Annotated in this window: 21 protein-coding genes and 1 pseudogene; 12 read left to right on the forward strand and 10 right to left on the reverse strand. The window is 73.3% G+C overall.

Features of this window, described 5'->3' with window-relative positions; translation table 11 throughout:
• The 4 genes and pseudogenes from AB0K92_RS20445 to AB0K92_RS20460 all read right to left on the reverse strand — a co-directional run.
• Positions 1-376 (reverse strand): annotated as a pseudogene (locus AB0K92_RS20445) (hypothetical protein); the annotation flags it as partial.
• On the reverse strand, positions 369-1,097 hold the full coding sequence (locus AB0K92_RS20450) for a hypothetical protein (protein ID WP_365924904.1): 729 nt from the start codon (positions 1,095-1,097) through the stop codon (positions 369-371). The gene AB0K92_RS20450 and the pseudogene AB0K92_RS20445, both read right to left, overlap by 8 nt.
• A 26-nt stretch (positions 1,098-1,123) precedes the next feature.
• The gene (locus AB0K92_RS20455; RefSeq protein ID WP_365924750.1) at positions 1,124-1,648 is read right to left on the reverse strand and encodes a phage tail protein; all 525 of its coding nucleotides are present in this window, start codon (positions 1,646-1,648) and stop codon (positions 1,124-1,126) included.
• Positions 1,649-1,681: 33 nt separating this feature from the next.
• A complete protein-coding gene (locus tag AB0K92_RS20460) occupies positions 1,682-3,547 on the reverse strand; it encodes a phage tail sheath C-terminal domain-containing protein (RefSeq protein ID WP_365924752.1) in 1,866 nt (621 codons plus the stop codon).
• A gap of 365 nt (positions 3,548-3,912) precedes the next feature.
• Here AB0K92_RS20460 and AB0K92_RS20465 point away from each other — a divergent pair, with 365 nt between their 5' ends.
• The gene (locus AB0K92_RS20465; protein ID WP_365924754.1) at positions 3,913-4,338 is read left to right on the forward strand and encodes a YchJ family metal-binding protein; all 426 of its coding nucleotides are present in this window, start codon (positions 3,913-3,915) and stop codon (positions 4,336-4,338) included.
• Positions 4,339-4,472: 134 nt separating this feature from the next.
• Here AB0K92_RS20465 and AB0K92_RS20470 read toward each other — a convergent pair whose 3' ends face one another.
• A complete protein-coding gene (locus AB0K92_RS20470) occupies positions 4,473-5,174 on the reverse strand; it encodes a FadR/GntR family transcriptional regulator (RefSeq protein ID WP_365924756.1) in 702 nt (233 codons plus the stop codon).
• Positions 5,175-5,304: 130 nt separating this feature from the next.
• Here AB0K92_RS20470 and AB0K92_RS20475 point away from each other — a divergent pair, with 130 nt between their 5' ends.
• Together AB0K92_RS20475 and AB0K92_RS20480 are read left to right on the forward strand one after the other, a co-directional pair.
• Positions 5,305-5,823, forward strand: a complete 519-nt coding sequence (locus AB0K92_RS20475) for a gluconokinase (protein ID WP_365924758.1) — start codon at positions 5,305-5,307, stop codon at positions 5,821-5,823.
• 133 nt (positions 5,824-5,956) lie between these two features.
• A complete protein-coding gene (locus AB0K92_RS20480) occupies positions 5,957-7,354 on the forward strand; it encodes a gluconate:H+ symporter (protein WP_365924760.1) in 1,398 nt (465 codons plus the stop codon).
• Between the two features lie 306 nt (positions 7,355-7,660).
• Here the strand turns inward: AB0K92_RS20480 and AB0K92_RS20485 are convergent, their stop codons facing one another.
• Both AB0K92_RS20485 and AB0K92_RS20490 read right to left on the reverse strand, forming a co-directional pair.
• Complete coding sequence (locus AB0K92_RS20485; protein WP_365924762.1) at positions 7,661-9,217, reverse strand: APC family permease; 1,557 nt, start codon at positions 9,215-9,217, stop codon at positions 7,661-7,663.
• Between the two features lie 215 nt (positions 9,218-9,432).
• Entirely contained in the window at positions 9,433-10,380 is a 948-nt protein-coding gene (locus AB0K92_RS20490; protein WP_365924764.1) for a hypothetical protein, read from the reverse strand.
• 423 nt (positions 10,381-10,803) lie between these two features.
• Here AB0K92_RS20490 and AB0K92_RS20495 point away from each other — a divergent pair, with 423 nt between their 5' ends.
• From AB0K92_RS20495 to AB0K92_RS20530, 8 genes are all read left to right on the forward strand, one after another.
• On the forward strand, positions 10,804-11,694 hold the full coding sequence (locus AB0K92_RS20495; protein WP_365924767.1) for a DMT family transporter: 891 nt from the start codon (positions 10,804-10,806) through the stop codon (positions 11,692-11,694).
• Between the two features lie 500 nt (positions 11,695-12,194).
• Positions 12,195-12,710 carry an NUDIX domain-containing protein gene (locus AB0K92_RS20500; protein ID WP_365924769.1) on the forward strand — a complete coding sequence of 172 codons (516 nt, stop codon included), beginning with the start codon at positions 12,195-12,197 and terminating at the stop codon, positions 12,708-12,710.
• 37 nt (positions 12,711-12,747) lie between these two features.
• Positions 12,748-13,140, forward strand: coding sequence for a DUF202 domain-containing protein (locus AB0K92_RS20505; protein ID WP_365924771.1), 393 nt, complete (start codon positions 12,748-12,750; stop codon positions 13,138-13,140).
• Positions 13,137-13,460 (forward strand): DUF202 domain-containing protein, encoded by a 324-nt coding sequence (locus tag AB0K92_RS20510; protein ID WP_365924773.1) that lies wholly within the window; start codon positions 13,137-13,139, stop codon positions 13,458-13,460. The genes AB0K92_RS20505 and AB0K92_RS20510 overlap by 4 nt, the downstream gene beginning before the upstream one ends.
• A 161-nt stretch (positions 13,461-13,621) precedes the next feature.
• Complete coding sequence (locus AB0K92_RS20515; RefSeq protein WP_365924775.1) at positions 13,622-13,918, forward strand: hypothetical protein; 297 nt, start codon at positions 13,622-13,624, stop codon at positions 13,916-13,918.
• A gap of 158 nt (positions 13,919-14,076) precedes the next feature.
• Positions 14,077-15,099 (forward strand): phosphotransferase family protein, encoded by a 1,023-nt coding sequence (locus tag AB0K92_RS20520; RefSeq protein WP_365924777.1) that lies wholly within the window; start codon positions 14,077-14,079, stop codon positions 15,097-15,099.
• Between the two features lie 6 nt (positions 15,100-15,105).
• Entirely contained in the window at positions 15,106-16,320 is a 1,215-nt protein-coding gene (locus AB0K92_RS20525; RefSeq protein ID WP_365924779.1) for an acyl-CoA dehydrogenase family protein, read from the forward strand.
• A gap of 161 nt (positions 16,321-16,481) precedes the next feature.
• A complete protein-coding gene (locus tag AB0K92_RS20530; RefSeq protein ID WP_365924780.1) occupies positions 16,482-17,402 on the forward strand; it encodes a LysR family transcriptional regulator in 921 nt (306 codons plus the stop codon).
• On the opposite strand, the gene AB0K92_RS20535 is transcribed toward AB0K92_RS20530, so the two are convergent.
• From AB0K92_RS20535 to AB0K92_RS20545, 3 genes are read right to left on the reverse strand one after another with little or no spacing between them, the layout of a single operon-like run.
• Positions 17,341-17,934: a TetR/AcrR family transcriptional regulator gene (locus tag AB0K92_RS20535; protein WP_165997034.1), complete on the reverse strand. Its 594-nt coding sequence runs from the start codon at positions 17,932-17,934 to the stop codon at positions 17,341-17,343. The two genes, AB0K92_RS20530 and AB0K92_RS20535, sit on opposite strands and share 62 nt — an antisense overlap.
• A 32-nt stretch (positions 17,935-17,966) precedes the next feature.
• The gene (locus tag AB0K92_RS20540; RefSeq protein ID WP_365924782.1) at positions 17,967-19,631 is read right to left on the reverse strand and encodes an AMP-binding protein; all 1,665 of its coding nucleotides are present in this window, start codon (positions 19,629-19,631) and stop codon (positions 17,967-17,969) included.
• Positions 19,628-20,392 (reverse strand): SDR family oxidoreductase, encoded by a 765-nt coding sequence (locus AB0K92_RS20545; protein ID WP_365924784.1) that lies wholly within the window; start codon positions 20,390-20,392, stop codon positions 19,628-19,630. Before AB0K92_RS20545 ends, AB0K92_RS20540 begins: the two co-directional genes overlap by 4 nt.
• Positions 20,393-20,611: 219 nt before the next feature.
• On the opposite strand from AB0K92_RS20545, the gene AB0K92_RS20550 reads away from it, so the two are divergent.
• Entirely contained in the window at positions 20,612-21,850 is a 1,239-nt protein-coding gene (locus AB0K92_RS20550) for a DUF1343 domain-containing protein (RefSeq protein WP_365924786.1), read from the forward strand.
• The last annotated feature ends 8 nt before the right edge of the window (positions 21,851-21,858 follow it).

Below are 21,858 nucleotides of genomic sequence, written 5' to 3' on the forward strand. Positions count from 1 at the left end.
CGGGCGTCACCGTGGCCGCCGGCCGCAGCGGCGGCGGCTCGGGCGCGGGCGGGGGGAGCGGCCGCGAGTCGTCGGGCTGCGGTTCGGCGCGTACGACGGTCCGCTCCCGCTCGATCAGGAGGCGGGCCGGGTCGGCGGCGGGCGCCGGGCGCGCCGGATCGTGGTCGCGGGGGTCGGCCGAGGGGGTGGCCGTGGGCCACACCAGGGCGTCCTCCCCGTCGGCGCCGGCGTCCCGGGCGCGTACCGCCTCGATCCGTTCGAACGGGCCGGGCAGCCGGGGCCGTACCCGTGTCACGCCGGTGCGGGGCATGGGCGCGTGCCGGGCGAGCAGGCGGTCCAGGAAGTCGCCGCTCCGGGCGGTGGTGTCGTCAGGCATCGGCACACAGCTCCAGGTAGTAGCGGCGGCGCAGTGGGCTGAGCGCCAGGATCTCCGGTTCGCTCCAGCCGTAGGCGGTGGCGAGGAGGTGCACGTCCAGGAGCAGGTCGCGGGCCCAGGCGTCCAGTTCGGTCCACAGGTAGGAGGCGATGTCGAGTTCGGCGCGGGTGGCCTGCCCGCACTCGGGGCAGGCCACGCTGAGCGTCAGGTCGGCGCCCGGGTCGGCCGCCTCGGCGGCCTCGGCGATCCGGCGCTGCACGGGAGCGGGCAGGTCGGCGGCGGCCACCGCCCGCCCGCCGTGCTCGGCGGCGACCACGCAGCGGGCGAGGAGCGCCGCGCGCGGGTCCGCCGTCCGGGCCGCCACCGTGAGGTCGGCGACGCCGGGCAGCCGGAACACGACCCGCCAGCCCTCGTGCTCGACGCGGACGACCGGCTCGGGGCGGTCGCCCGGGGTGCGGGCGAACTGTCCGGCGTCCAGCTCGAACTCCATGTCCGCGCCGCACGCCGCGCACTCCAGACGCACCTGCATCCGCTCCCCGAACAGTGCCCGGCGCAGCGCGAACAGGTCCGCCTCGCGTTCGCCGACCGGCAGCTCGGGGAGCGTGCCGTCGTCGAGGTCGGGGCGCGCGGTGCGGTGCAGCAGCAGCGCGCGCCCGGCGGGCGGCGCCGCGAGTCCCGCCTCCCAGGCGGCCAGCAGTCCGGCCGCGCCGGTGATCGCCATGGCCATCGCGTCCGTTCCGCTTCCGCTCAGGCCGGGTCGAGGAACGACGGTTCGGTGGGCTCGGGCACCTCGTAGTCCCGCTCCCAGCCCTCGCACTCCAGCTTCAGCGACTGGATGGCCACCGCGTTGGCGTTGGCGTCGAGTTCGCCGAGCACCTGGTACTCGCTGGGCCAGGTCCGGTACAGCTTGTGCGAGACGGCGACCTGGCCGGCCTCGTTCAGGACCTGGATGACGATGTCCTTGCGGAAGTCGGTGAGCGAGACCTCGGCGCCCAGGCCCGCGCCGACCTGCCAGACCTTGTTGGCCCAGCGGTCGAACTCGGGGTCGTGGGTGACGCCGCGCTCCAGGGTGATGCCCTCGAACTCGGAGCGGCCGGGCGACTTGCGCGGCGATGAGGGGTCGCCGCCGTGGCGGTGCTTGACGACCTCGGTGGTCCGCTTCAGCGGCGAGATCTTGCTGATGCCGGCGACCGTACGACCGTCCCACAGGACGAGGAACTTGAAGTTCTTGTACGGGTCGAACCGATGGGCGTTGACCGTGAACTCAGCCATCGAAAACAGTCCTCGGAATCCTCGTGGGCGCGGTCAGAGCTCGAACTGCCCGGACGTCTGCTGGATCTTGACGATCACGAACTCGGCCGGGCGCACCGGCGCGATGCCCACCAGTACGTTCACCACGCCGTTCGCGACGTCCTCGGCGGTCGTGGTCTCGTGGTCGCACTTGACGAAGTACGCCTCGCGCGGGGTGGTGCCCTTGAAGGCGCCCTGGCGGAAGAGGGTGTGCAGGTAGGAGGAGGCGGACAGCCGGATCTGCTGCCACAGCGACTCGTCGTTGGGTTCGAAGACCACCCACTGCAGGCCGCGGTACAGGCTCTCCTCCACGTGCAGCGCGAGCCGCCGCACCGGCACGTACTTCCACGCGCTGTCGAGGGCGTCCGCGCCCGCGAGGGTGCGCGCGCCCCAGACGAGCGGTCCGGTCACCGGCAGGGTGCGCAGGCAGTTGACGCCGAGCGGGTTGAGCAGCCCGGTCTCGCGGTCGGTGAGGTCGACGGTGAGCGAGTGCACGCCCGCCAGGCGCGCCTCGGTGCCGGCGGGCGCCTTCCACACTCCGCGCTCGGAGTCGGTGCGGGCGATGACGCCGGCGACGGCGCCGGACGGCGGGAAGGCGCGCAGCCGCCCGGTGAGCGGGTCGGTGAGCTGCAGGTGCGGGAAGTACAGGGCGGCGTGGTCGCCGCGGACCGCGTCGAAGGCGGCGATCCCGGCGCGGGCGGCGTCCACCCCGACCCAGCTGCTCGGCGCGTCGACGAGGAGGAAGATCCGCCGCTCCGCGCACAGCCGCTGGGCGGCCGAGACGACGGTGAGCATGTCCTCGGTCTTCTCGTACGCGGCGATCTCCGGCAGGGCCAGCAGGTTGACGTCGGCGACGGAGCGCAGCGCCTGGATGCCGGTCTTGCCGGCCTCGGAGCCGATCAGGTCGCGGGGGCCGGGTGCCTCGCCGTCCTCGCCGCCCGCGAGCGGGAACACCGGCGGGTTGACGGAGGCCTCCAGGCCGAGGTCGTTGGCGCACTCGCCGAGGAAGCGGACGACGTCGCCGGGGTCGGTGGAGCCGGACACGACCTGCAACCGCCGCCCGAACGCGGTGACTTCCGTACCGGCGAAGGCGTGCTTGCCGGGCGCGTCGGGCAGGGCGCGCAGTTTGCGTTCCAGGAGGAGGGCGAGTTCGGCGACGGTGGTGGGGGCCTCGCCGTCGCAGTCGGGGTCGTGCAGCGTGAACTCGCGCTCCACGTCGCCGATCTTGACGGTGAGGTCGACGGCGAGGTCGGGCAGTTGGTGTCCGAACGGTTTGGAGACGGTGCCGGAGGGGTCGGGGCGGCCCTCGCCGACGGCCTCGACGCGGATGAGGCGTGAGCCGGCGTTGATCACGGTGGGGGCGTGGCGGCCGTGTCCGGCGTCCATGGACAGGCCGGTGAAGCTCTCCCGGATGTCGCCCCTGGCGTCGTGGACGCGCAGGTTGAAGGTCTCGTCGGGGCGGGGTGTGTCGTAGTCGACGGCGACGCGCAGGCCGTTGCCCCAGACGCCGGACTCCTTGGCGTGGACCTCCAGGACGCGGCTCTCGCTGTGTCCGTCGGTGGATTCCAGGACGACGCGGGCGGCCTTGCCGCTGCCGGCCCTGGCGACCCGGACGATCACGGCGACGGAGCCGCCGTTGCCGAAGAACTGGTGCACCGCGTGGGCGACGGCGCTCTGCGAGCCGAGGCCGCCGAAGCGGCGCTCGAACTCGGTGAAGCCGGTGACCCGCACCGGCTCGTTCAGCGGGCCGCGCCGGGTGTGGCCGACGAAGGCCGTCACGGACGTGGTCACGGCGGAGATGGTGCGGGTGGTGCTGGGAAGCTCTTCGACGTGGACGCCGGGATACGTCGGCCTGGCGGCGCTCACTGGGTTCGTCGGCATTCCCCCTCCAATCCCTTGTCGGGCACCGGTCGTGGGCACCAAGAGACGGCGAAGAAGGAGGGCGGCGTGTGCGAACGTCAGCGGGGCGCGGTCGGACAGCCCCGATCGGTGGGCACCGCATCAGCTTCCCCCGTCAGCACGCGGGACGTACGGCCGTCCGGGCCAAGCAGCGCGCTTGTGACTCCTGATGCTCAAGTGCGCAACCCACGTTCCTCGGTGGGGAGTTGGGACAACAAGGCGCCTTCACGCCACCTCTGCGGGAGTTTCCGTGGAGGGCGGCGCGCACGACTCACACACGATGTGCGCGTGTCACGACGAGGCCTTCACACTCTCGCCACGGGCCGTGGTGCAGCAGAATGGCGGGTATGTCCCGACGCAGCTCGCATCTCCGGCGCCGTACCGCCTCCGCACCGGCCGGCAAGGCCACATGCCCGTGCGGTCTCGCGGAGACCTACGAAACGTGCTGTGGCCGATTCCACCGCGGTGAGGGCGCGGCGCCGACGGCCGAGCGGCTGATGCGGTCGCGCTACAGCGCCTTCGTGAAGCGGGACGAGGCGTATCTGCTGCGGACCTGGCACCCGCGGACCCGGCCGCCGCGGATCGACTTCGACCCGGGGACACGGTGGACCGGCCTGGAGATCCTGGACACCACGGACGGCACCGCGTTCCACTCCACCGGCACGGTGACCTTCCGGGCCTCGTTCCGGGGCGGCGCGCTGCTGGAGCGCAGCCGGTTCGAGCGGGTGGAGGGGGCGTGGGTGTACGTCGACGGGGAGTTCCCGGAGGGGTGAGGGGCGCCGGGGGCGGCTCAGGTCGCAGGCCTCGAGGCGCAAGGCTCGGACCTCGAGACCCTCACGCTCCCGGCCCCTCAGGCCCCGCAGGCCCCGCGCCCCGGGCCCCTCAGGCCCCAGGCCCCTCAGGCCCCTCAGGGCGCGAGGATGTCCAGTTCCTGGAGTGCGCCGACGGTGATCTCGCGGGTCAGCTGCTCCGCGCGGTCCGCGTCGCGGGCGCGGACCGCCTCCGCGACCCGGACGTGCAGGGTGACGGCGGCCGGGTCGGGGTCCTCGAACATCACGTCGTGCTGGGTGCGGCCGGTCAGCACCTCGGCGACGACGTCGCCGAGCCGGGCGAACATCTCGTTGCCGGAGGCGGTGAGGATGACCCGGTGGAAGGCGATGTCGTGCAGCAGGTAGCCCTCCAGCTGGTGGCCGCGTGAGTGCGCGACCATGCCGAGGGCGCACTCGGTCAGCCGGGCGCACTGCTCGGCGGTGGCGTGCTGGGCGGTGAGCCGCGCGGCCACCGGTTCGATGGCGGAGCGCAGCACGGTGAGCGAGCGCAGCTGGTGCGGCCGGTCGGCGCCGGCCAGCCGCCAGCGGATGACCTGCGGGTCGTAGACGTTCCACTCGGCCTTGGGGCGGACCGTGACGCCCACCCGGCGGCGGGACTCCACCAGGTGCATGGACTCCAGGACCCGTACGGCCTCGCGCATCACGGAGCGTGAGACGTCGAAGCGCTGGGCGAGTTCGTCGGTACGCAGCACGCTGCCCGGGGGGTACTCGCCCGCGGTGATCTCGGGGCCGAGGGTGTCCAGTACATGGCCGTGCAGCCCCCGGCCCGGTGTGCTCATGCACCACAGGGTACGAGGCGGATCACGCAACCAAAAGTCAGACTTATTCATCACAGGCTCTTGAATTCGTCGTACCTAATGCGTTTCAGTATGCCGACATCACCGTGTCGACGAAGACAGCGAGGCAGCGATGAAGACCCCCCACGTCGTCGTGGTCATGGGCGTCGCGGGCACCGGCAAGACCACCATTGGTCCCCTGCTCGCCGCCCGGCTCGGCGTCCCCTACGCCGAGGGCGACGACTTCCACCCCCAGGCCAACATCGCCAAGATGTCGGCCGGCACGCCGCTCACCGACGAGGACCGCCTCCCGTGGCTGGACGCCATCGGCGGCTGGGCGGACGGCCGGGCGGGGCTCGGCGGGGTGGTCAGCTGCTCCGCGCTGAAGCGGTCGTACCGGGACCGGCTGCGGGCCGCCGCGCCAGGACTGGTCTTCGTGCACCTCACCGGTGACCGCGCGCTCATCGAGGACCGGATGTCGCACCGGCGGGGCCACTTCATGCCGACCGCGCTGCTCGACTCCCAGTTCGCCACGCTGGAGCCGCTCGGGGCGGACGAGGCGGGCGTGGCCGTGGATGTCTCCGGCAGCCCGGAGGAGATCACCGAGCGGGCGGTGCGGGCGCTCGACGAGCTGTCCGGCCCGGCCCGGTAACCGTCACCGCCGTCCCCCGTGTCACCCGCCTCAACCCCCTCACCCTCCTCACCCCCCTCAACCCCCTTAACCCCCCTCGCCCGGACCGTCCGGGCGCCCCCTCCCCCATCCCCGTACCTGCAAGGGAACCCCCGTGACCAGACTCAGCGTCGAGATGCTGGCAGCGGACGCCGTCGAGCCCATCACCTCGGCCGGCCACGGCCGGCTGGGCATCGCCGTGCTGGCGGGCATCGCCGTCATCGTCCTGCTCATCACCAAGTTCAAGCTGCACGCCTTCCTGGCGCTGACCATCGGGTCACTGGCGCTCGGCGCCTTCGCCGGGGCGCCGCTGGACAAGGCGATCGCCAGTTTCACCACCGGCCTCGGCTCCACCGTGGCGGGCGTCGGCGTGCTGATCGCGCTCGGCGCGATCCTCGGCAAGATGCTCGCCGACTCCGGCGGCGCCGACCAGGTCGTCGACACCATCCTCGCCAAGGCCCGCGGCAGGTCCATGCCGTGGGCGATGGTGCTGATCGCCTCCGTGATCGGACTGCCGCTGTTCTTCGAGGTCGGCGTCGTGCTGCTGATCCCGGTCGTGCTGATGGTCGCCAAGCGCGGCAACTACTCCCTGATGCGGATCGGCATCCCCGCGCTCGCCGGACTGTCCGTGATGCACGGCCTGGTCCCGCCGCACCCCGGCCCGCTCGTCGCGATCGACGCCGTCCAGGCCAACCTGGGCGTGACCCTGGCGCTCGGCGTGCTGGTCGCCATCCCGACGGTGATCATCGCCGGTCCGGTCTTCTCCCGGTTCGCGGCCCGCTGGGTGGACGTCCCCGCCCCGGACCGGATGATCCCGCAGCGCGCCTCCGACGAGCTGGACAAGCGCCCGAGCTTCGGCGCGACCCTGGCCACCATCCTGCTGCCGGTCGTCCTGATGCTCGCCAAGGCCCTGGTGGACATCGTCGTCGACGATCCCGAGTCCACCGTCCAGCGCGTCTTCGACGTGATCGGCTCGCCGCTGATCGCGCTGCTCGCGTCCGTCCTGCTCGGCATCTTCACCCTCGCCCGCCCGGCCGGCTTCTCCAGGGAGCGGGTCTCGGGCATGGTCGAGAAGGGCCTCGCGCCCATCGCGGGCATCCTGCTGATCGTCGGCGCGGGCGGCGGCTTCAAGCAGACGCTGATCGACTCCGGTGTGGGTCAGATGGTCCTCGACATCTCGGAGGACTGGTCGATCCCGGCGCTGCTGCTGGCCTGGCTGATCGCGGTCGCGATCCGCCTCGCGACCGGCTCGGCGACGGTGGCGACCGTCTCGGCGGCGGGCCTCGTCGCCCCGCTGGCCGCCGACATGTCCACCACCCACGCCGCCCTCCTGGTCCTCGCCATCGGCGCCGGCTCGCTCTTCTTCAGCCATGTCAACGACGCCGGATTCTGGCTGGTGAAGGAGTACTTCGGGCTGAGCGTCGGGCAGACGATCAAGACCTGGTCGGTGATGGAGACGATCATCTCGGTGGTGGCCGGCGCGTTCGTGCTGCTGCTGTCGCTGATCATCTAGCCGTACGACGGTCCGGCCGGCGGCGTACGACGGTCCGGCCGGCGCCGTAAGGCTCGGCTCCGGCCCGCGGACGAGAAGGGCCCACCCCTCCCCCGGGGGTGGGCCCTTCTCTCGTCCGCCGTGGCGGGCCCGGCCCGGACATCGTCGACGTGCTGGTGGCCCGGGCGCGGGAACGGCGGGCGGGAACGGCCGGGCGGGGGAACGGCGGGCGGAGGGACGGCCGGCGGGACCGGCCGGTGGTGGCTGTCGCTGTCCCCTGTCGCACCGGCCCCCGGCGCCCGGCCCCCGGCGCCCGGCGCCCCGGTGTTACGGACGGTCCGTCGCTGCCTTGTCCAGCTGGAACGCCTCGTTGCCGAGGCCGATGCGGGCGTGGGTCTCGGGGGCGCGGGAGCGCAGGATCAGGCCGAGGACCGCGCCGGCGGCGGCCGCCGCGGCGATGATGCCGGGCAGTATCCAGCGCAGCGCGGAGCCGGGGCCGGCGCCGACCAGGACGTCGAAGTCCTTGACGGTGAAGCCGGCGATCACGAGCAGCGCGAGTCCGGCGAGCGTGGAGGTGACCAGCCGCCAGGCCTGCGTGCCCGCGGCACCGCGGCGGGCGAAGAAGACCACGACGGACAGCGACGCGGTGGCCATCAGCAGGATCACGCCGAGGGCACCCACGTTGCCGAACCAGGTGAACAGGTGCAGCACGGGCTCGGTCGGGTCGCCGGCGGGCCTGTCGTCGGCGAGGGCGAAGGCGGTGACGACCACGCCGGAGACGACGGTCTGGAGCAGCGAGCCGGTGCCGGGCGCGCCGCTGGCGCCCCGCGTCCGGCCGAAGGCGCGCGGCAGCAGTCCCTCGCGGCCCATGGCGAAGGCGTACCGGGCGACGACGTTGTGGAAGCTGAGCAGCGCGGCGAACATGCCGGTCACGAACAGGACGTGCAGCACGTCGGTGAAGGTGCCGCCGAGGCGGGACTCGGTGAGGAAGAACAGCAGTCCGGCGCTCTGCTTCCGCGCGGTGCCGACGATGTGGTCCGGGCCGGTGGCGACGGTGAGCGCCCAGGAGCTGAGGGCGAAGAAGACCGCGACGAAGCCGACGGCGAGGAACATCACGCGCGGCACGAGGATGTGCGGACGGCTGGTCTCCTCGGCGTACACGGGGGCCTGCTCGAAGCCGGTGAAGGCGGCGATGCAGAAGCACAGCGCGGTGCCGACGCCCGCGCCGGAGAGGGTGCCGGGGTCGAAGGCGGCCAGTGACAGGCCCTGCGGGCCGGGGTCGGCGACGGCGGCGACGTCGAAGACGACGACGAGGGCCAGCTCGATGAGCAGCAGCACGCCGAGCACGCGCGCGTTGACGTCGATCTTCAGCCAGCCGAGCGCGCCGACGACGGCCACGGCGGCCAGCGCGGGGATCCACCAGGCGATCTCGGTGTCGGCGTAGGTGGCGAGGAGTCCGGCGACCTCGAAGCCGAAGATGCCGTAGATGCCGACCTGGAGCGCGTTGTAGGCGACCAGGGCGACGAGGGAGGCGCTCGCTCCGGCGGTGCCGCCGAGGCCGCGGGAGATGTAGGCGTAGAAGGCGCCCGCGTTGTGGACGTGGCGGCTCATCTCGGCGTAGCCGATGCCGAAGAGGACCAGTACGACGCCGAGGATGACGAAGAGGAGCGGCTGGCCGACGATTCCCATCACCGCGAATGTGGTGGGCATGACACCGGCGACGACCATGAGGGGCGCGGTCGCCGCGAGCACGGAGAGCAGCAGGCCGCCCGTGCCGAGCCGGCCGGCGCGCAGGGCGCGCTCCTCGCCCTTGAAGGTACTGATGCCGTCGGCGGCGCCGTCGCCGGTGCTCGGCGGTGTCGTAGGGGAACTGCCCGTCGTCATCGTGTGGACCGTCCTTGCCGGCTGTCGGGGGTGAGGGTCGGGGGGAGCGCTGGGGGTGAGGGCTGGGGGGTGAGGGCTGTGGGTGGGTGAGCGCTGTCGGGGGCGGGGTCGGAGGCGGGGGCGGGGGCGGGGCCGGGGGCGGGGATGGGCCGGGGGCGGGGATGGGCCGGGTGCCTCGTGGGGAGGCGGCGGCGGTCACCGGGGCGGATCCGGGCTCACCCCGTGCCGAGCGCCCGTCCCCGGGCGGCGCGGAAGGCGGCGAGCGGGTCGCGGTCCGGGTAGGACCACGGCTCGGGGGTGGGGCGCTCGCCGATGCGGTGGAACAGGGCGGCGGCCTCGGCGGAGCGGCCTTCGCAGTACTTGGCGTGGGCGAGGTAGTTCAGGTCGACGAGGCGGCGCGGATGGCCGTCGTGCTCCCATTCCAGCCACCAGTCGAAGGCGGCCTTCATCACCTGCCGGGCCCGGCGGCCGGTCCAGTGCGCGGAGGCGGCCGGGTCGGCGGGCTCGAAGCCGTGCGCGGCCAGCACCCGGTACCGCTCGGCGTGCGCGACCACCGGCAGGATCGCCAGCGGCGAGTCGGCGGGGGCCTGCTCGGCGGCCCAGGCGGCGAAGTCGTACACCTCGTGCAGCGGGTCGGGGCCCGCGTCGGCGCGCCGCTCGGCGAGCCGGGCGACCACCAGGTGGTGGGCGTGGTGGTGGTCGGCGTACCGGGCCCGCACCTGTTCGAAGGTGCGTACGACCTCCGTCTGCTCGCCGAGGTGGCGTTCGAGCAGGAGCAGGCCGAGCCAGGGAGTGGGGTCGGCGGGGAGCCGTGCGGCGGCGCCCCGGCAGGCGTCGCGGGCCCGGTCCGGCTTCTCCTTGCCGCGCAGCGCCCGCGACACCCGGGCCACGGCGAGCAGCACGGAGGCGTCCGCGGAGTCGGGTTCGGCGAGCAGCCACTCGCGGGCCCAGGCGGCGGTGTACGGCTCGTGGGCGAGCACGGTGACCCGGTGTCCGCGCAGGTCCCAGTCGTCGCCGGTGCGGGCGAGCAGGGAGCGGGCGGCCTGCCAGCGGCCCTGCGCGAGGGCGGCGCGGGCGGCGGTGAGTTCGGTGTCGTCGAGGGCCGAGTCGAGACCCCGGTCCGCGCGCTTGCGGCGGCCGAGAGGAGGCGGGGGCGGGGACACCTCGGACGTTCCTCGGGGCTTTCTCTGGGCGACTCGGGGCGACTGGGGCTGGGATCGGGGCCGGGGTCGGCAGGGGCGGACTGCGGGCTGATGACTGATGGCTGAGCTCGTGTCGGCTCGAAGTCGGCTCGGGTCGGCTCGGGCGGCTCGGAGGGGGCTCAGGGCCGGCCGAGGATGTGCTCTGCCATCAGACGATCACGCACAGCAAACCCCCAGCCAAGGCTCTCCGTCAAGCGCCACTGGTACATGACACGCGTCAACGCCGTTCACACCCAGGGGACTTACGCAGGCGGAGGGGGTGTGGCCCGCACCGGACCCCACCCCGATGTGACGCGCGTCATAGCGCAGCCTCGCCGCACCGCTCAGCATGGCCGGAAGCATCCCATTTGCCCGGCACTGCCGAATGATCACCCAGGGAGCGGCTTGTCCATCATGGTTCTGGTGCTCGCCCTGAGTGCCGCCTGCTGCCTGGGGTTCGGTTTCGTCCTCCAGCAGAGTGCGGCCCAGCGCGCGCCCCTCGCGGACTTCCTCTCGCCGCGGCTGCTGCTGGATCTGGCGAAGATGCCCGGCTGGCTCGGCGGCATCGGCCTCATGGCCGTGGGCATGGCCCTCGGCGCGGTGGCCCTCGGCCACGGCGAGATCTCCCTCGTGGAGCCCCTGCTCGCCACCCATCTGCTCTTCGCCCTCGCGCTGTCCAGGCGCCGCACCCGGCAGCCGCTCGGCCGCCAGGGCTGGCTGGGCCTGGCGCTGCTCGCGGGCGGCGTGGCCGCGTTCCTGATGGCGGGCGAGCCGCGCGGCGGCCACGCGGTCGCCGATCCGCTGCGGCACTGGCTGATCATCGGCCTGATGACCGGTACGGCCCTGCTGCTGACCGGATACGCCCGCCGCACCCGCCTCGGCTCCGCTCCGGTGCTGCTCGCGGTGGCGGCGGGGCTGCTGTACGGCGTCCAGGACGCGCTCACCCGGGAAAGCGGGCAGCGGTTGGCCGCCGGCGGGTGGGCGGAGCTGCTGACCGGCTGGCAGCCGTACGCCGTGCTGGTGCTCGGTGTTACCGGGCTGATCCTGGTGCAGAGCGCCTTCGAGACGGCCCCGCTGCGCAAGAGCCTGCCCGCCCTGACCGCCGCGCAGCCGCTGGCCGGCATCGTCTGCGGCGTCGGCTTCCTCGGCGACCGGCTGCACACCGACGCGGCGGCCCTGGCCGGCCAGGCGGCGGGACTGACGGCCGTGATCACCGGCATCCTCCTGCTCGGCATGCACCCAGCCCTCCCCCAGGGCACCCCTGCCCCGACACGCGTCGCCCTCCAGACGAGCTGAGCCGCAGCCCCGGCCGCCCCACTGGAAGGCGGGCCGTATTGCGGGGGCGCGAGCCTCCGGAAACGGACCGCCCGGAGGCGGGCGCGGGCCGCCGGCAGAGGGACCGCCCTACCGGAAGGCGAGCGGCCTGACAGCCGTGATCACCACCAACCTCCTGCTGGGCATGCACCCAGCCCTCCCCCAGGGCACCCCTGCCCCGACACGCATCGCCCCACCCCCAGACGGGCTGAGCCCGAACGACAGCCGCCCCTCCGGAAGACTGCCCGCCTTGCCGGAGGCAGGCCCGGGCCGCCGGAGACGGGCCGCCCCCGAGGCAGGCCCGGGCCGCCGGAGACGGGCCGCCCGGAGGCGGGCACGAGCCGCCGCGCGGCACGCGCCGACCTCCGGAACGCGGGCGCGGACTGCCGTAAGACAGGCGCGAGCCGTCGGAAGGCAGGCCGCCCCGCCCGGACGCAGGCGCTGGCTGCCGCAGTGCAAGCCTCGGCTGCTTGGATGGATGCATGAGCGCTGCGGACGAGATTTTGGACATCGTCGACGAGAACGACCGCGTCATCGGGCGGCTCCCGCGCGGGGAGGTCTACGCGAAGGGCCTGCGGCACCGCTGTGTGTTCGTGCAGGCGCGCGACGCACGGGGCCGCGTCTTCGTCCACCGGCGCACGGCGACCAAGCTGGTCTTCCCCTCGCTGTACGACATGTTCGTCGGCGGGGTGGTGGGCGCCGGCGAGTCGTACGACGACGCGGCGCTGCGCGAGGCCGAGGAGGAGCTGGGCGTGAGCGGGCTGCCCCGCCCGCGCCACCTGTTCACGTTCCTCTACGACGACGGCGCCGGCCGGTCCTGGTGGTCCGCCGTCTACGAGGTGCGCTGCGACCTCCCGATCCGCCCCCAGGCGGAGGAGGTGGCCTGGCACGCCTTCCTGCCGGAGGACGAGCTGCTGCGGCGGCTGCCCGAGTGGGAGTGGGTCCCGGACGGCCTCGCCGCGTACGAGCGGCTGCGGGCCCACCGGCCGACGGGCTGATCTGCCGCCGCGCACCCCTCCCGGTACTGTCGTACGAGTGATCGAAGTCCTGCGGAACGTCCGTCTGTGGTTCACCCCCGCCCGGATACGGGACGAGGGCGGCACCCCCGACTACCGTTTCTCGCTGGCCAACGAGCGCACCTTCCTGGCCTGGCTGCGCACCGCGCTCGCGCTGATCGGCGGCGGTTTCGCGGTGGACCAGTTCCTGCCGGACCTGCGGTGGGGCTGGCGGATCGGGCTGGCACTCGCCCTGCTGGCGGCGGGCGTGCTGTGCTCCCTGCGGGCGGTCAACCACTGGCTGCGCTGCGAGCGGGCCATGCGGCGCGGCGAGGACTTGCCGGTGTCCCGGTTCCCCGCGCTGCTCAGCCTGGTCGTCGCGGTCGTGGCCGTGGCGATGGTCGTCGTCGTGCTGTTCGGCTGGGAAGGATGAGCGGGGCCGCGCCCGGGAAGCGGGATCCCGGACTCCAGCCCGAGCGCACCCGGCTGGCCTGGCGGCGTACGACCCTCTCCCTGACCGTGGCGGCGGTGCTCGCCGTGCGGACCACGCTGCACGAGGGCCCGACCACGCCCGCGCTGCTCGCCTGCGCCCTGTGTTTCACCCTCTGGCTGGGCTTCCTCCTCCTCGCCCACCACCGCATCCGCGCCCTCGCCACCACCCCCCGCCCCGCCGCCCTGCCCCCACGCCACGCGACGGCGGCGACGGCCTGCACGGTGGCGCTGGCGGTGTGCGCGGCCGCCCTGATCCTCTAGGCGGACACCACCTAGGGGGACACTCCCTGGCCCCACCCCACCCCGCCCCGCCCCGTCCCGCCGCGCCGCGTTGCCTCGGCGCTGCGGGGTACGCGGACGTCATGCCACCCTGATTGCCGGGAATGCCCCTCTTCCTCCGCCCTCCACCGGAAGTGAGACCCATGACGACGCTCCACCAGGAACACCAGGCCCACCCCCACACTCACGGCCCCGACTGCGGGCACACCGAGGTGCCGCACGGCGACCACGTCGACTACGCGCACAACGGCCATCTGCACCGCGAGCACGACGGCCACTGGGACGAGTGCGAGGCCGACGGGCACACCGCCCACCCGGACCACGACCACCGGCACGGCGAGGACTGCGGGCACGCCACCGTCCTGCACGGCGACCACGTCGACTACCTCCACGACGGCCACCGGCACGCGCAGCACGAGGACCACTGGGACGACCACTGAGGCACCGTCCGCACGGCATGTCGGAACGGCTCCCCGCACCCGCGCGGGGAGCCGTCCGCCTATCGTGGCCCTGATCACGTTCGCTCCGCCCACTGGACGGCATACCGACCGGTCGGCATCATGAGTCGGAACCCGTTCCCCCGTCCGTAGGAGCGACGATGAGTTCCGACCACCCGCCAGGCCTCGATCCGGACCGGCTGCGCGCCCTGCTCGACCGTGAGCGCCCCGGTCTCGTGCACGGCCCCCTGACCGGCCGGCTGATCGAGGGCGGGCGGTCGAACCTCACCTACGCCGTCACCGACGGCACGGCCCGGTGGGTCGTACGGCGCCCCCCGCTCGGCCACGTCCTGGCCACCGCGCACGACATGAAGCGCGAGCACCGGGTGATCAGCGCCCTGCACCCGACGGACGTGCCGGTGCCCCGTCCCGTCCTGCTCTGCGAGGACGAGGAGGTGCTGGGGGCGCCCTTCTACGTCATGGACTTCGTCGACGGCACCCCGTACCGCACCGCCGGCCAGCTCGCCCCGCTCGGCCCCGAGCGCACCCGCGCGGTGGTGCTCGGTCTGGTGGACACCCTGGTCGAGCTGCACTCCGTGGTCCCCGCCGAGGTGGGCCTCGGCGACTTCGGCCGCCCCGAGGGCTTCCTGGACCGCCAGCTGCGCCGCTGGGGCAAGCAGCTGGACGCCTCCCGCAACCGCGACCTGCCCGGCATCGACGAGCTGCACGCCGCGCTCGGCCGCGACCTGCCCCGCTCCCCCGCCCCGGCCGTGGTGCACGGCGACTACCGCCTGGACAACGTTCTCATCGGGGACGACGACCGGATCCGGGCGGTCCTCGACTGGGAGATGTCCACGCTCGGCGACCCGCTGACCGACCTGGGCCTGCTGGTGATGTACAGCATGCCGCTGGGCTTGCCCGGCTCCCCCGTCTCCACGACCGCCGAGGCCCCGGGCCACCCGTCCCCGGCCGAACTGATCGAGCGGTACGCCGCGCGCTCGGGGCGCGACGTGTCCGCGGTCTCCTGGTACACGGCGTTCGCCTGGTTCAAGCTCGCCGTGATCCTGGAGGGCATCCACTACCGCTACACGCTGGGCCAGACGGTCGGGCGGGGCTTCGACCGCATCGGCGAGCTGGTGCCGGTCTTCATCGACCACGGTCTGTCGACCCTTCAGGAAGGCTGAGGACACATGGACTTCGCGTTCGACGCGCGCACCGAGGAGCTGCGCGGGAAGCTGCTCGCCTTCATGGACGAGTACGTCCACCCGGCCGAGGCGGTCGCCCACGAGCAGCGGCAGAGGCTGGCCTCCCCGTGGGAGACCCCGGCCGTGGTGGAGGAGCTGAAGGCGGAGGCGAAGCGGCAGGGACTGTGGAACCTGTTCCTGCCCGACGCCGAGCACGGCGCAGGCCTCACCAACCTGCAGTACGCCCCGCTCGCCGAGATCACCGGCCGCTCCCCGCAGCTCGCGCCCACCGCGACCAACTGCGCCGCGCCGGACACCGGCAACATGGAGGTCCTCGCCCAGTTCGGCGACGAGGCGCAGAAGAAGCAGTGGCTCCAGCCGCTGCTCGCGGGCGAGATCCGCTCGGCGTTCGCGATGACGGAGCCCGAGGTGGCCTCCTCCGACGCCACCAACATCACCACGCACATCGAGCGGGACGGCGACGAGTACGTCATCACCGGCCGCAAGTGGTACATCTCCGGGGCGATGAACCCGGACTGCAGGATCTTCATCGTGATGGGCAAGACCGACCCGGACGGGCCGGACATCCGCCGTCAGCAGTCCATGGTGCTGGTCCCGCGCGACACCCCCGGCGTCACCGTCAAGCGCGCCATGCAGGTCTTCGGCTACGAGGACCACTGGCACGGCGGCCACGCGGAGGTGGTCTTCGACCACGCGCGCGTGCCGGTGTCGAACCTGATCGGCGAGGAGGGCGGCGGCTTCGCCATCGCCCAGGCCCGGCTCGGTCCCGGCCGGATCCACCACTGCATGCGGCTGATCGGCATGGCCGAGCGGGCGATCGAGCTGATGTGCCGGCGGGCGGTCTCCCGCGAGGCGTTCGGCAAGCCGCTGGCCGCGCAGGGCGTGGTGCACAACTGGATCGCCGACGCGCGCGTGACCGTCGAGCAGCTGCGGCTGCTGGTGCTGAAGACGGCCTGGCTGATGGACACCGTCGGCAACCGGGGCGCCCACACCGAGATCCAGGCCATCAAGATCGCCACGCCCCGCGCGGTGGTCGACATCCTCGACAAGGCGATCCAGCTGCACGGCGCGGGCGGTGTCAGCCAGGACTTCCCGCTCGCCGAGCTGTACGCCGGCGCCCGCACCCTGATGATCGCCGACGGCCCGGACGAGGTCCACCAGCGCTCACTGGCCCGGCGGGAGCTGAGGAAGTACGCCTAGTAACCCCCGAAGTAGTGATGGTCCGCGCGGGCCAGCGCGCGGACGAAGGCGACGAAGCGGGACCAGAGAGGCGGTGTGCGCTGCATGCGTCCAGCGTCGTGCGGCCCGCCCCCAGCGGTCCAACAGATGGTTTCGCTGCCGGCATTCCATAAAATAGATGGATGGAGATCCGCCAGCTGCGCCACTTCATGGCGGTCGTCACCGAGGGCAGCTTCACCGCGGCGGCGCGCAGCGAACTGATCGTGCAGTCGGCGCTCAGCACCTCGATCCGGAACCTGGAACGGGAGCTGGGCGCCGACCTGTTCGACCGCACGGGCCGCCGCGTCGTGCTCACGGAGGCCGGCCGGGCCCTGCTGCCGCAGGCCCGCGCGCTGCTGGCCGGGGCGGAGGCCGCACGGGAGGCGGTGGCGGCGGTGACCGGCCTGGCCGCCGGCCGCGTGGCCATCGGTACCATCCAGACGCTGACCTGTGTGGACCTTCCCGCCGAACTCGCCGCGTTCCACGCGGAGTTCCCCGGCATCCAGGTGTCCGTGCGGGACGCCCCGGTCGCCGAACTGACCGACGCGCTGCGGGCGGGCGAGCTGGATCTGGCGTATCTGGTGCCGGACCTCGGGCAGCTGCCGGAAGGGCTCACGGCGCACGCCACCTGGCACGAGGAACTGGTGCTGGTCACCGCGCCCGGCCATCGGCTGGCCGCCGCGGGCCGCACCCTGATCAAGGACCTCGCCGAGGAGCCCTTCGTCGACTTCCGCGCGGGCACGGGTCTGGAGACGGCCGTACGGCGCCTCGCCGCCCACTGCGGCCTGGAGCGCCGTATCACCTGCGACGTCACGCAGATCGGCCTGCTCGTCGACCTCGTGCGGGCCGGGATCGGTGTCGCGTTCGTGCCCCGGGAGATCGGGGAGCGCGCCGGGCTGCCGTGCGTGCGGATCCGGCAGCCGGAGCCCGGCCGCACGGTCGTGCTGGCCGGGCGGGGACCCGCACCGCGCAATCCGGCGGCACGGGCCCTGCTGGCTCATCTCATGGCCGCAGCGCGCGCAGCAGCAGGTCCGCCAGGTGGTCGGCGACCTGCTGCGGGGTGAGCGGGCCGTCGGGGCGGTACCAGGTGGACAGGTGGTGGACGGAACCGAAGTGGTAGTCGACCACCAGGTCCGCCGGGGTCGCCGTGGAGAAGACGCCCGCCTCCTGGCCCTCCTCGATCAGCGCGCGGAAGCGCTCGTGGTAGCGCCGCCGCTCGGCGCGCACCTGCTTGTTCTTCTCGGGGCTGAGGTGGTGCATGGAGCGGAAGAAGATGGCCGCGTCGTCCAGGTTCTCGATCGTGGTGACCACGACGTCCGCCGCCGCGTCCCGCACCCGCTTCTCCACCGGCTCGTCGGCGTCCGCGAAGGTGTCCAGCCGCTCCTGCTGGAGGCGCAGCACGCGCGCGTACACCTCGTGCAGCAGGTCGTCCTTGGAGCCGAAGTAGTGGTACAGCGCCCCCTTGGTGACGCCGGCCGCCTCCACGATCTCCTGCACCGAGGTGCGGTCGTAACCCTGCTCCGCGAAGAGCCGGGTGGCGGCGGCCAGCAGCCGCTGCGGCACAGGAGCCCCGTCTCCGTCCGTCGTCCTGGGCACTGCCGCCACCTGCCTTTCCGTGTTGCCTTGCCTTACCGGTTGTCCAGCGTGCGGGAACGCAGTTCCCGACGGAGGATCTTCCCACTCGCCGTCTTCGGCAAGTCGGGCAGGACCTCCACCTGCCGCGGGTACTTGTAGGCGGCCAGTCTCTCCCTGCAGTACGCGGCCAGCTCCTCCGGGTCCGCCGCGGCGCCCGGCCGGAGGCTGATGTACGCCTTCACGGTCTCCCCGCGGTAGCCGTCGGGCACGCCGACGACGGCCGCCTCGCGCACCGCCGGATGCGTGTAGAGCACGTCCTCGACCTCGCGCGGCCACACCTTGAACCCGGACGCGTTGATCATGTCCTTCTTGCGGTCGACGACGTACAGCCAGCCGCGTTCGTCCATGAACCCGATGTCCCCGGTGCGCAGCTCGCCGTCCGGGAAGGTCTCGGCTGTGGCGTCGGGCCGCCGCCAGTAGCCGGGCACGACCTGCGGGCCGCTGACCGCGATCTCGCCCTGCTGCCCGAAGGGCACGTCCTCGCCGCGGTCGTCGACGATCCGCACGAGTGTGTCGGGTCCGGGCAGTCCCACGGCGAGCGTCCCGGACTCCGGGTCGACGGGCGCCTCCAGGTGGGGCGGCACGGAGGCGCAGGGGGCGGTGCACTCGGTGAGCCCGTAGCCGTTGCGCAAGTACGGCCCGAACCCGGCCCGGAACTTCTCGACGAGGGCGGGCGGCAGCGGGGCGCCGCCGGAGGAGATCACCCGGAAGGACGAGAAGTGGTCGCGGGTGGCGGACGGGTGCGCGGCCAGCGCCATGAAGGCCGTGGCGGGCCCGACCGTGTAGTGCGGCCGGTGTTCGGCGAACGCGTCGAGCACCACGCCCGCCTCGAACCGGTACGCCAGCACCAGCGTGCCCGCGCTGTTCAGGCAGGCGCCGAGCTGGCAGACCATGCCGGTGATGTGGAACAGCGGCGCGAGCGCGAAGTACACCGGAGCCTCGGGCAGCCGGAGCCCGGTGCGCTGGCGTTCGGCGTTGTACATGATGTTGCCGTGCGTGTTGGTGGCGCCCTTGGGCGTGCCGCTGGTGCCGGAGGTGTAGCTGATCAGCGCGATGTCGCCGGGCCCCGGGTCGCGTCCCTCGGGCGCGGTGCGGCCCGCGCGGGCCACGGTCGTGAGGTCGTCGGCGTCGCCGGCGGGCGGCAGCCGTTCGAAGGTGAGCACGCGCTCGTCGTCGCGGGTCTGGAAGTCCCGTTCGCAGCCGGTGAGCACGATCCGCACCGGCGAGTCCCGCGCGGTGTCGCGCAGATACGTCTCCCACGCCCGGTCGGAGCAGATCAGCGCCGTGACCTCGGCGTCGCGCAGCACATGGGTGACCTCGCCCGCCTTGTACATCGGGTTGACCGGCACCACGACCGCGCCCGCCTTCCAGGCGCCGAGGACGGCGAGCACGAAGTGCGGGGAGTTCTGCAGCAGCACGGCGACCCGGTCGCCGCGCTCCAGTCCGCGGGCGGCGAGGTGTCCGGCGACCGCGTCGCTCAGTGCGTCGGCCTCCCGGTAGCCGAGCCGCCCGTCGAAGTAGGCGAGGAAGGTCCGCTCGGGTGCCTCGGCGGCCGCGCGCCGCAGGGCGTGCACGAGGGAGTCCGCCGGGCCGATGGGCGCCTTCTGGTGCTCTTCGAGCAGGTCCAGCCAGGGCTTGTCGGCGTAGCCCGGGCTCACCGCGCGGCCTCCCACTTCCGCTGGAGGTGGTTCATGTTGCCCAGCCAGCGGTCGGGGTCGGCGGCGCGCGCCTGGTAGTACCCGGCGACCTCCGGGTGCGGCAGGATCAGGAAGCGGTCCTCCTCGATACCGGCGAACAGCGCGTCCGCGACCGCCTCTGGCTCGATCGCGGTCGGCTGCAGGACGAGTTCCCCGGCACTGCCGCTGGCGGTGAGCATGTCGGTGCGCACGCCCTGCGGGCAGATCGCGTGCACCTTCACACCCCGGTGCCGGTACGTCAGCGACAGCCACTCGGCGAAGGCGTACGCCCCGTGCTTGGTGACGCTGTACGGCGCGGCCCCGATCATGGTGAGCAGCCCGGCCGCCGACACGGTCGACACGAACCGCCCGCCGCCCCGCTCCAGCCAGCCGGGCAGCAGCGCGTGGGCCGCGCGCACGTGGGCCATGACGTTGACGTCCCAGGCGAGCGCCCACACGTCCTCCCCGGCGGCTTCCGAACCGCCCGAGGCGACACCGGCGTTGGCGCAGTAGACGTCGACGACGCCGCCCAGCGCGTCGCGCGCCTCGCCGACGACGGCGGAGGCGTCGCCCGGCACGGCGATCCCGCCGATCTCCCCGGCGACGGCCTTGGCCTTCTCGGCGTCCAGATCGTTGACGACGACCCGGGCCCCCTCGGCGGCGAACCGCCGCGCCAACGCGGCCCCGATCCCGCCACCGGCTCCGGTGACCACCACTCCCGCACCCTGCACGGCTTCCACCATCGGTCTCCTTCGACGCGACGCGACACGGCTCAGTCCCCGCGAGACGTCAGACTAACCGGTCGGTATGTCACAAGGAAGGGTGAGCGGAAGGGTGAGTGGAGAAGGGGCGCGGGGCTGTACCGCGGGGCGGCTCCGCCGCGTGGGCGCGAACACCTTCCCACCGGCCCGCACCCTGGGACACTCGCTGCGGGAGCACTCCACACCACCGGAGGTCCACGCATGAACGTGTCCAGACGCACCGTCCTGGCAAGTACCGCGGCTCTCACCGCGACCACCACGGCCACCACGGCGAGCGCGGCCCCGCGGGGCCACCGCCTGCGCACCGGCTTCGAACGCCTCGTGAACGACGGGTACGGCATCCTCCGCGGCGAGCGGGTCGGCATCGTCACCAACCCCACCGGCATCACCCGCGACGCCCGCCACGTCGTGGACGTCATGCACGCCGACGACCGGGTGAACCTCACCGCCGTCTTCGGCCCGGAGCACGGCTTCCGCGGCACCGCCCAGGCCGGCGGCTCCGAGGGCCGCTACGACGACCCGGCCACCGGCCTGCCGGTCTACGACACGTACCTCAAGAGCGGCCGCGCCCTCGCCGACGTCTTCACCGCCTCCGGCGTGGACACGGTCCTCTTCGACATCCAGGACGTCGGCGCCCGCTTCTACACGTACATCTGGACGCTGTACGACTGCATGGCGGCCGCCGCCCTCGCCGGCAAGCGCGTGGTCGTCCTGGACCGCCCGAACCCGGTGACCGGCCGTTCCGCCCAGGGCCCGGTGCTGCGCAAGGAGTTCGCGACGTTCGTCGGCCGGGAGCCGATCGCGCAGGCGCACGGGATGACGGTCGGCGAGCTGGCCCGGCTGTTCCGCGGGGAGTTCCTGGCGGACGCGCCGGTGCGGCTGGACGTCGTACGGATGACGGGCTGGAGGCGGCGGGACTTCCACGACGCCTCCGGGCTGCCGTGGGTGCCGCCGAGCCCCAACATGCCGACCCCCGACACCGCCCTCGTCTACGCCGGGACGTGTCTGTTCGAGGGCACGAACCTCTCCGAGGGGCGGGGCACCACCCGCCCGTTCGAACTGCTCGGCGCGGAGGGGGTGGACGGCCGCTGGGCCGCCGCCGCGAACGCGCTGGGCCTGCCCGGAGTGCGTTTCCGGGAGGCGTACTTCGCGCCCGTCTTCTCCAAGTTCCAGGGGAAGACGGTCGGCGGTGTGCAGGTCCACGTCCACGACCGGGCGGCCTTCGACCCGGTCCGCACCGGCATCGGCCTGCTGGTGACCGCCAAGCGGGTCTGGCCGGGCTTCGCGTGGCGGCCGGACAACTGGATCGACAAGCTCACCGGCTCCACCCGGGTGCGCACCCTGATCGACGCGGGAGCGGGCGTGGACGACGTGGTCGCCGACTGGGAGCCGGAGCTGGCGGCCTTCCGCGCGGTGCGGGAGGAGTACCTGCTGTACTGACGGGCCGT

It is taken from the genome of Streptomyces sp. NPDC052687, assembly GCF_040678395.1.
Lineage (GTDB): Bacteria > Actinomycetota > Actinomycetes > Streptomycetales > Streptomycetaceae > Streptomyces.

Coding starts and splice junctions, on each gene's coding strand:
- AB0K92_RS20450 (WP_365924904.1), bottom strand. CDS start 1,097: ATGGCGATCACCGGCGCGGCCGGACTGCTGGCCGCCTGGGAGGCGGGA.
- AB0K92_RS20455 (WP_365924750.1), bottom strand. CDS start 1,648: ATGGCTGAGTTCACGGTCAACGCCCATCGGTTCGACCCGTACAAGAAC.
- AB0K92_RS20530 (WP_365924780.1), top strand. CDS start 16,482: ATGGAGATCCGCCAGCTGCGCCACTTCATGGCGGTCGTCACCGAGGGC.
- AB0K92_RS20510 (WP_365924773.1), top strand. CDS start 13,137: ATGAGCGGGGCCGCGCCCGGGAAGCGGGATCCCGGACTCCAGCCCGAG.
- AB0K92_RS20500 (WP_365924769.1), top strand. CDS start 12,195: ATGAGCGCTGCGGACGAGATTTTGGACATCGTCGACGAGAACGACCGC.
- AB0K92_RS20525 (WP_365924779.1), top strand. CDS start 15,106: ATGGACTTCGCGTTCGACGCGCGCACCGAGGAGCTGCGCGGGAAGCTG.
- AB0K92_RS20460 (WP_365924752.1), bottom strand. CDS start 3,547: ATGCCGACGAACCCAGTGAGCGCCGCCAGGCCGACGTATCCCGGCGTC.
- AB0K92_RS20520 (WP_365924777.1), top strand. CDS start 14,077: ATGAGTTCCGACCACCCGCCAGGCCTCGATCCGGACCGGCTGCGCGCC.
- AB0K92_RS20485 (WP_365924762.1), bottom strand. CDS start 9,217: ATGACGACGGGCAGTTCCCCTACGACACCGCCGAGCACCGGCGACGGC.
- AB0K92_RS20550 (WP_365924786.1), top strand. CDS start 20,612: ATGAACGTGTCCAGACGCACCGTCCTGGCAAGTACCGCGGCTCTCACC.
- AB0K92_RS20515 (WP_365924775.1), top strand. CDS start 13,622: ATGACGACGCTCCACCAGGAACACCAGGCCCACCCCCACACTCACGGC.
- AB0K92_RS20475 (WP_365924758.1), top strand. CDS start 5,305: ATGAAGACCCCCCACGTCGTCGTGGTCATGGGCGTCGCGGGCACCGGC.
- AB0K92_RS20545 (WP_365924784.1), bottom strand. CDS start 20,392: ATGGTGGAAGCCGTGCAGGGTGCGGGAGTGGTGGTCACCGGAGCCGGT.
- AB0K92_RS20465 (WP_365924754.1), top strand. CDS start 3,913: ATGTCCCGACGCAGCTCGCATCTCCGGCGCCGTACCGCCTCCGCACCG.
- AB0K92_RS20470 (WP_365924756.1), bottom strand. CDS start 5,174: ATGAGCACACCGGGCCGGGGGCTGCACGGCCATGTACTGGACACCCTC.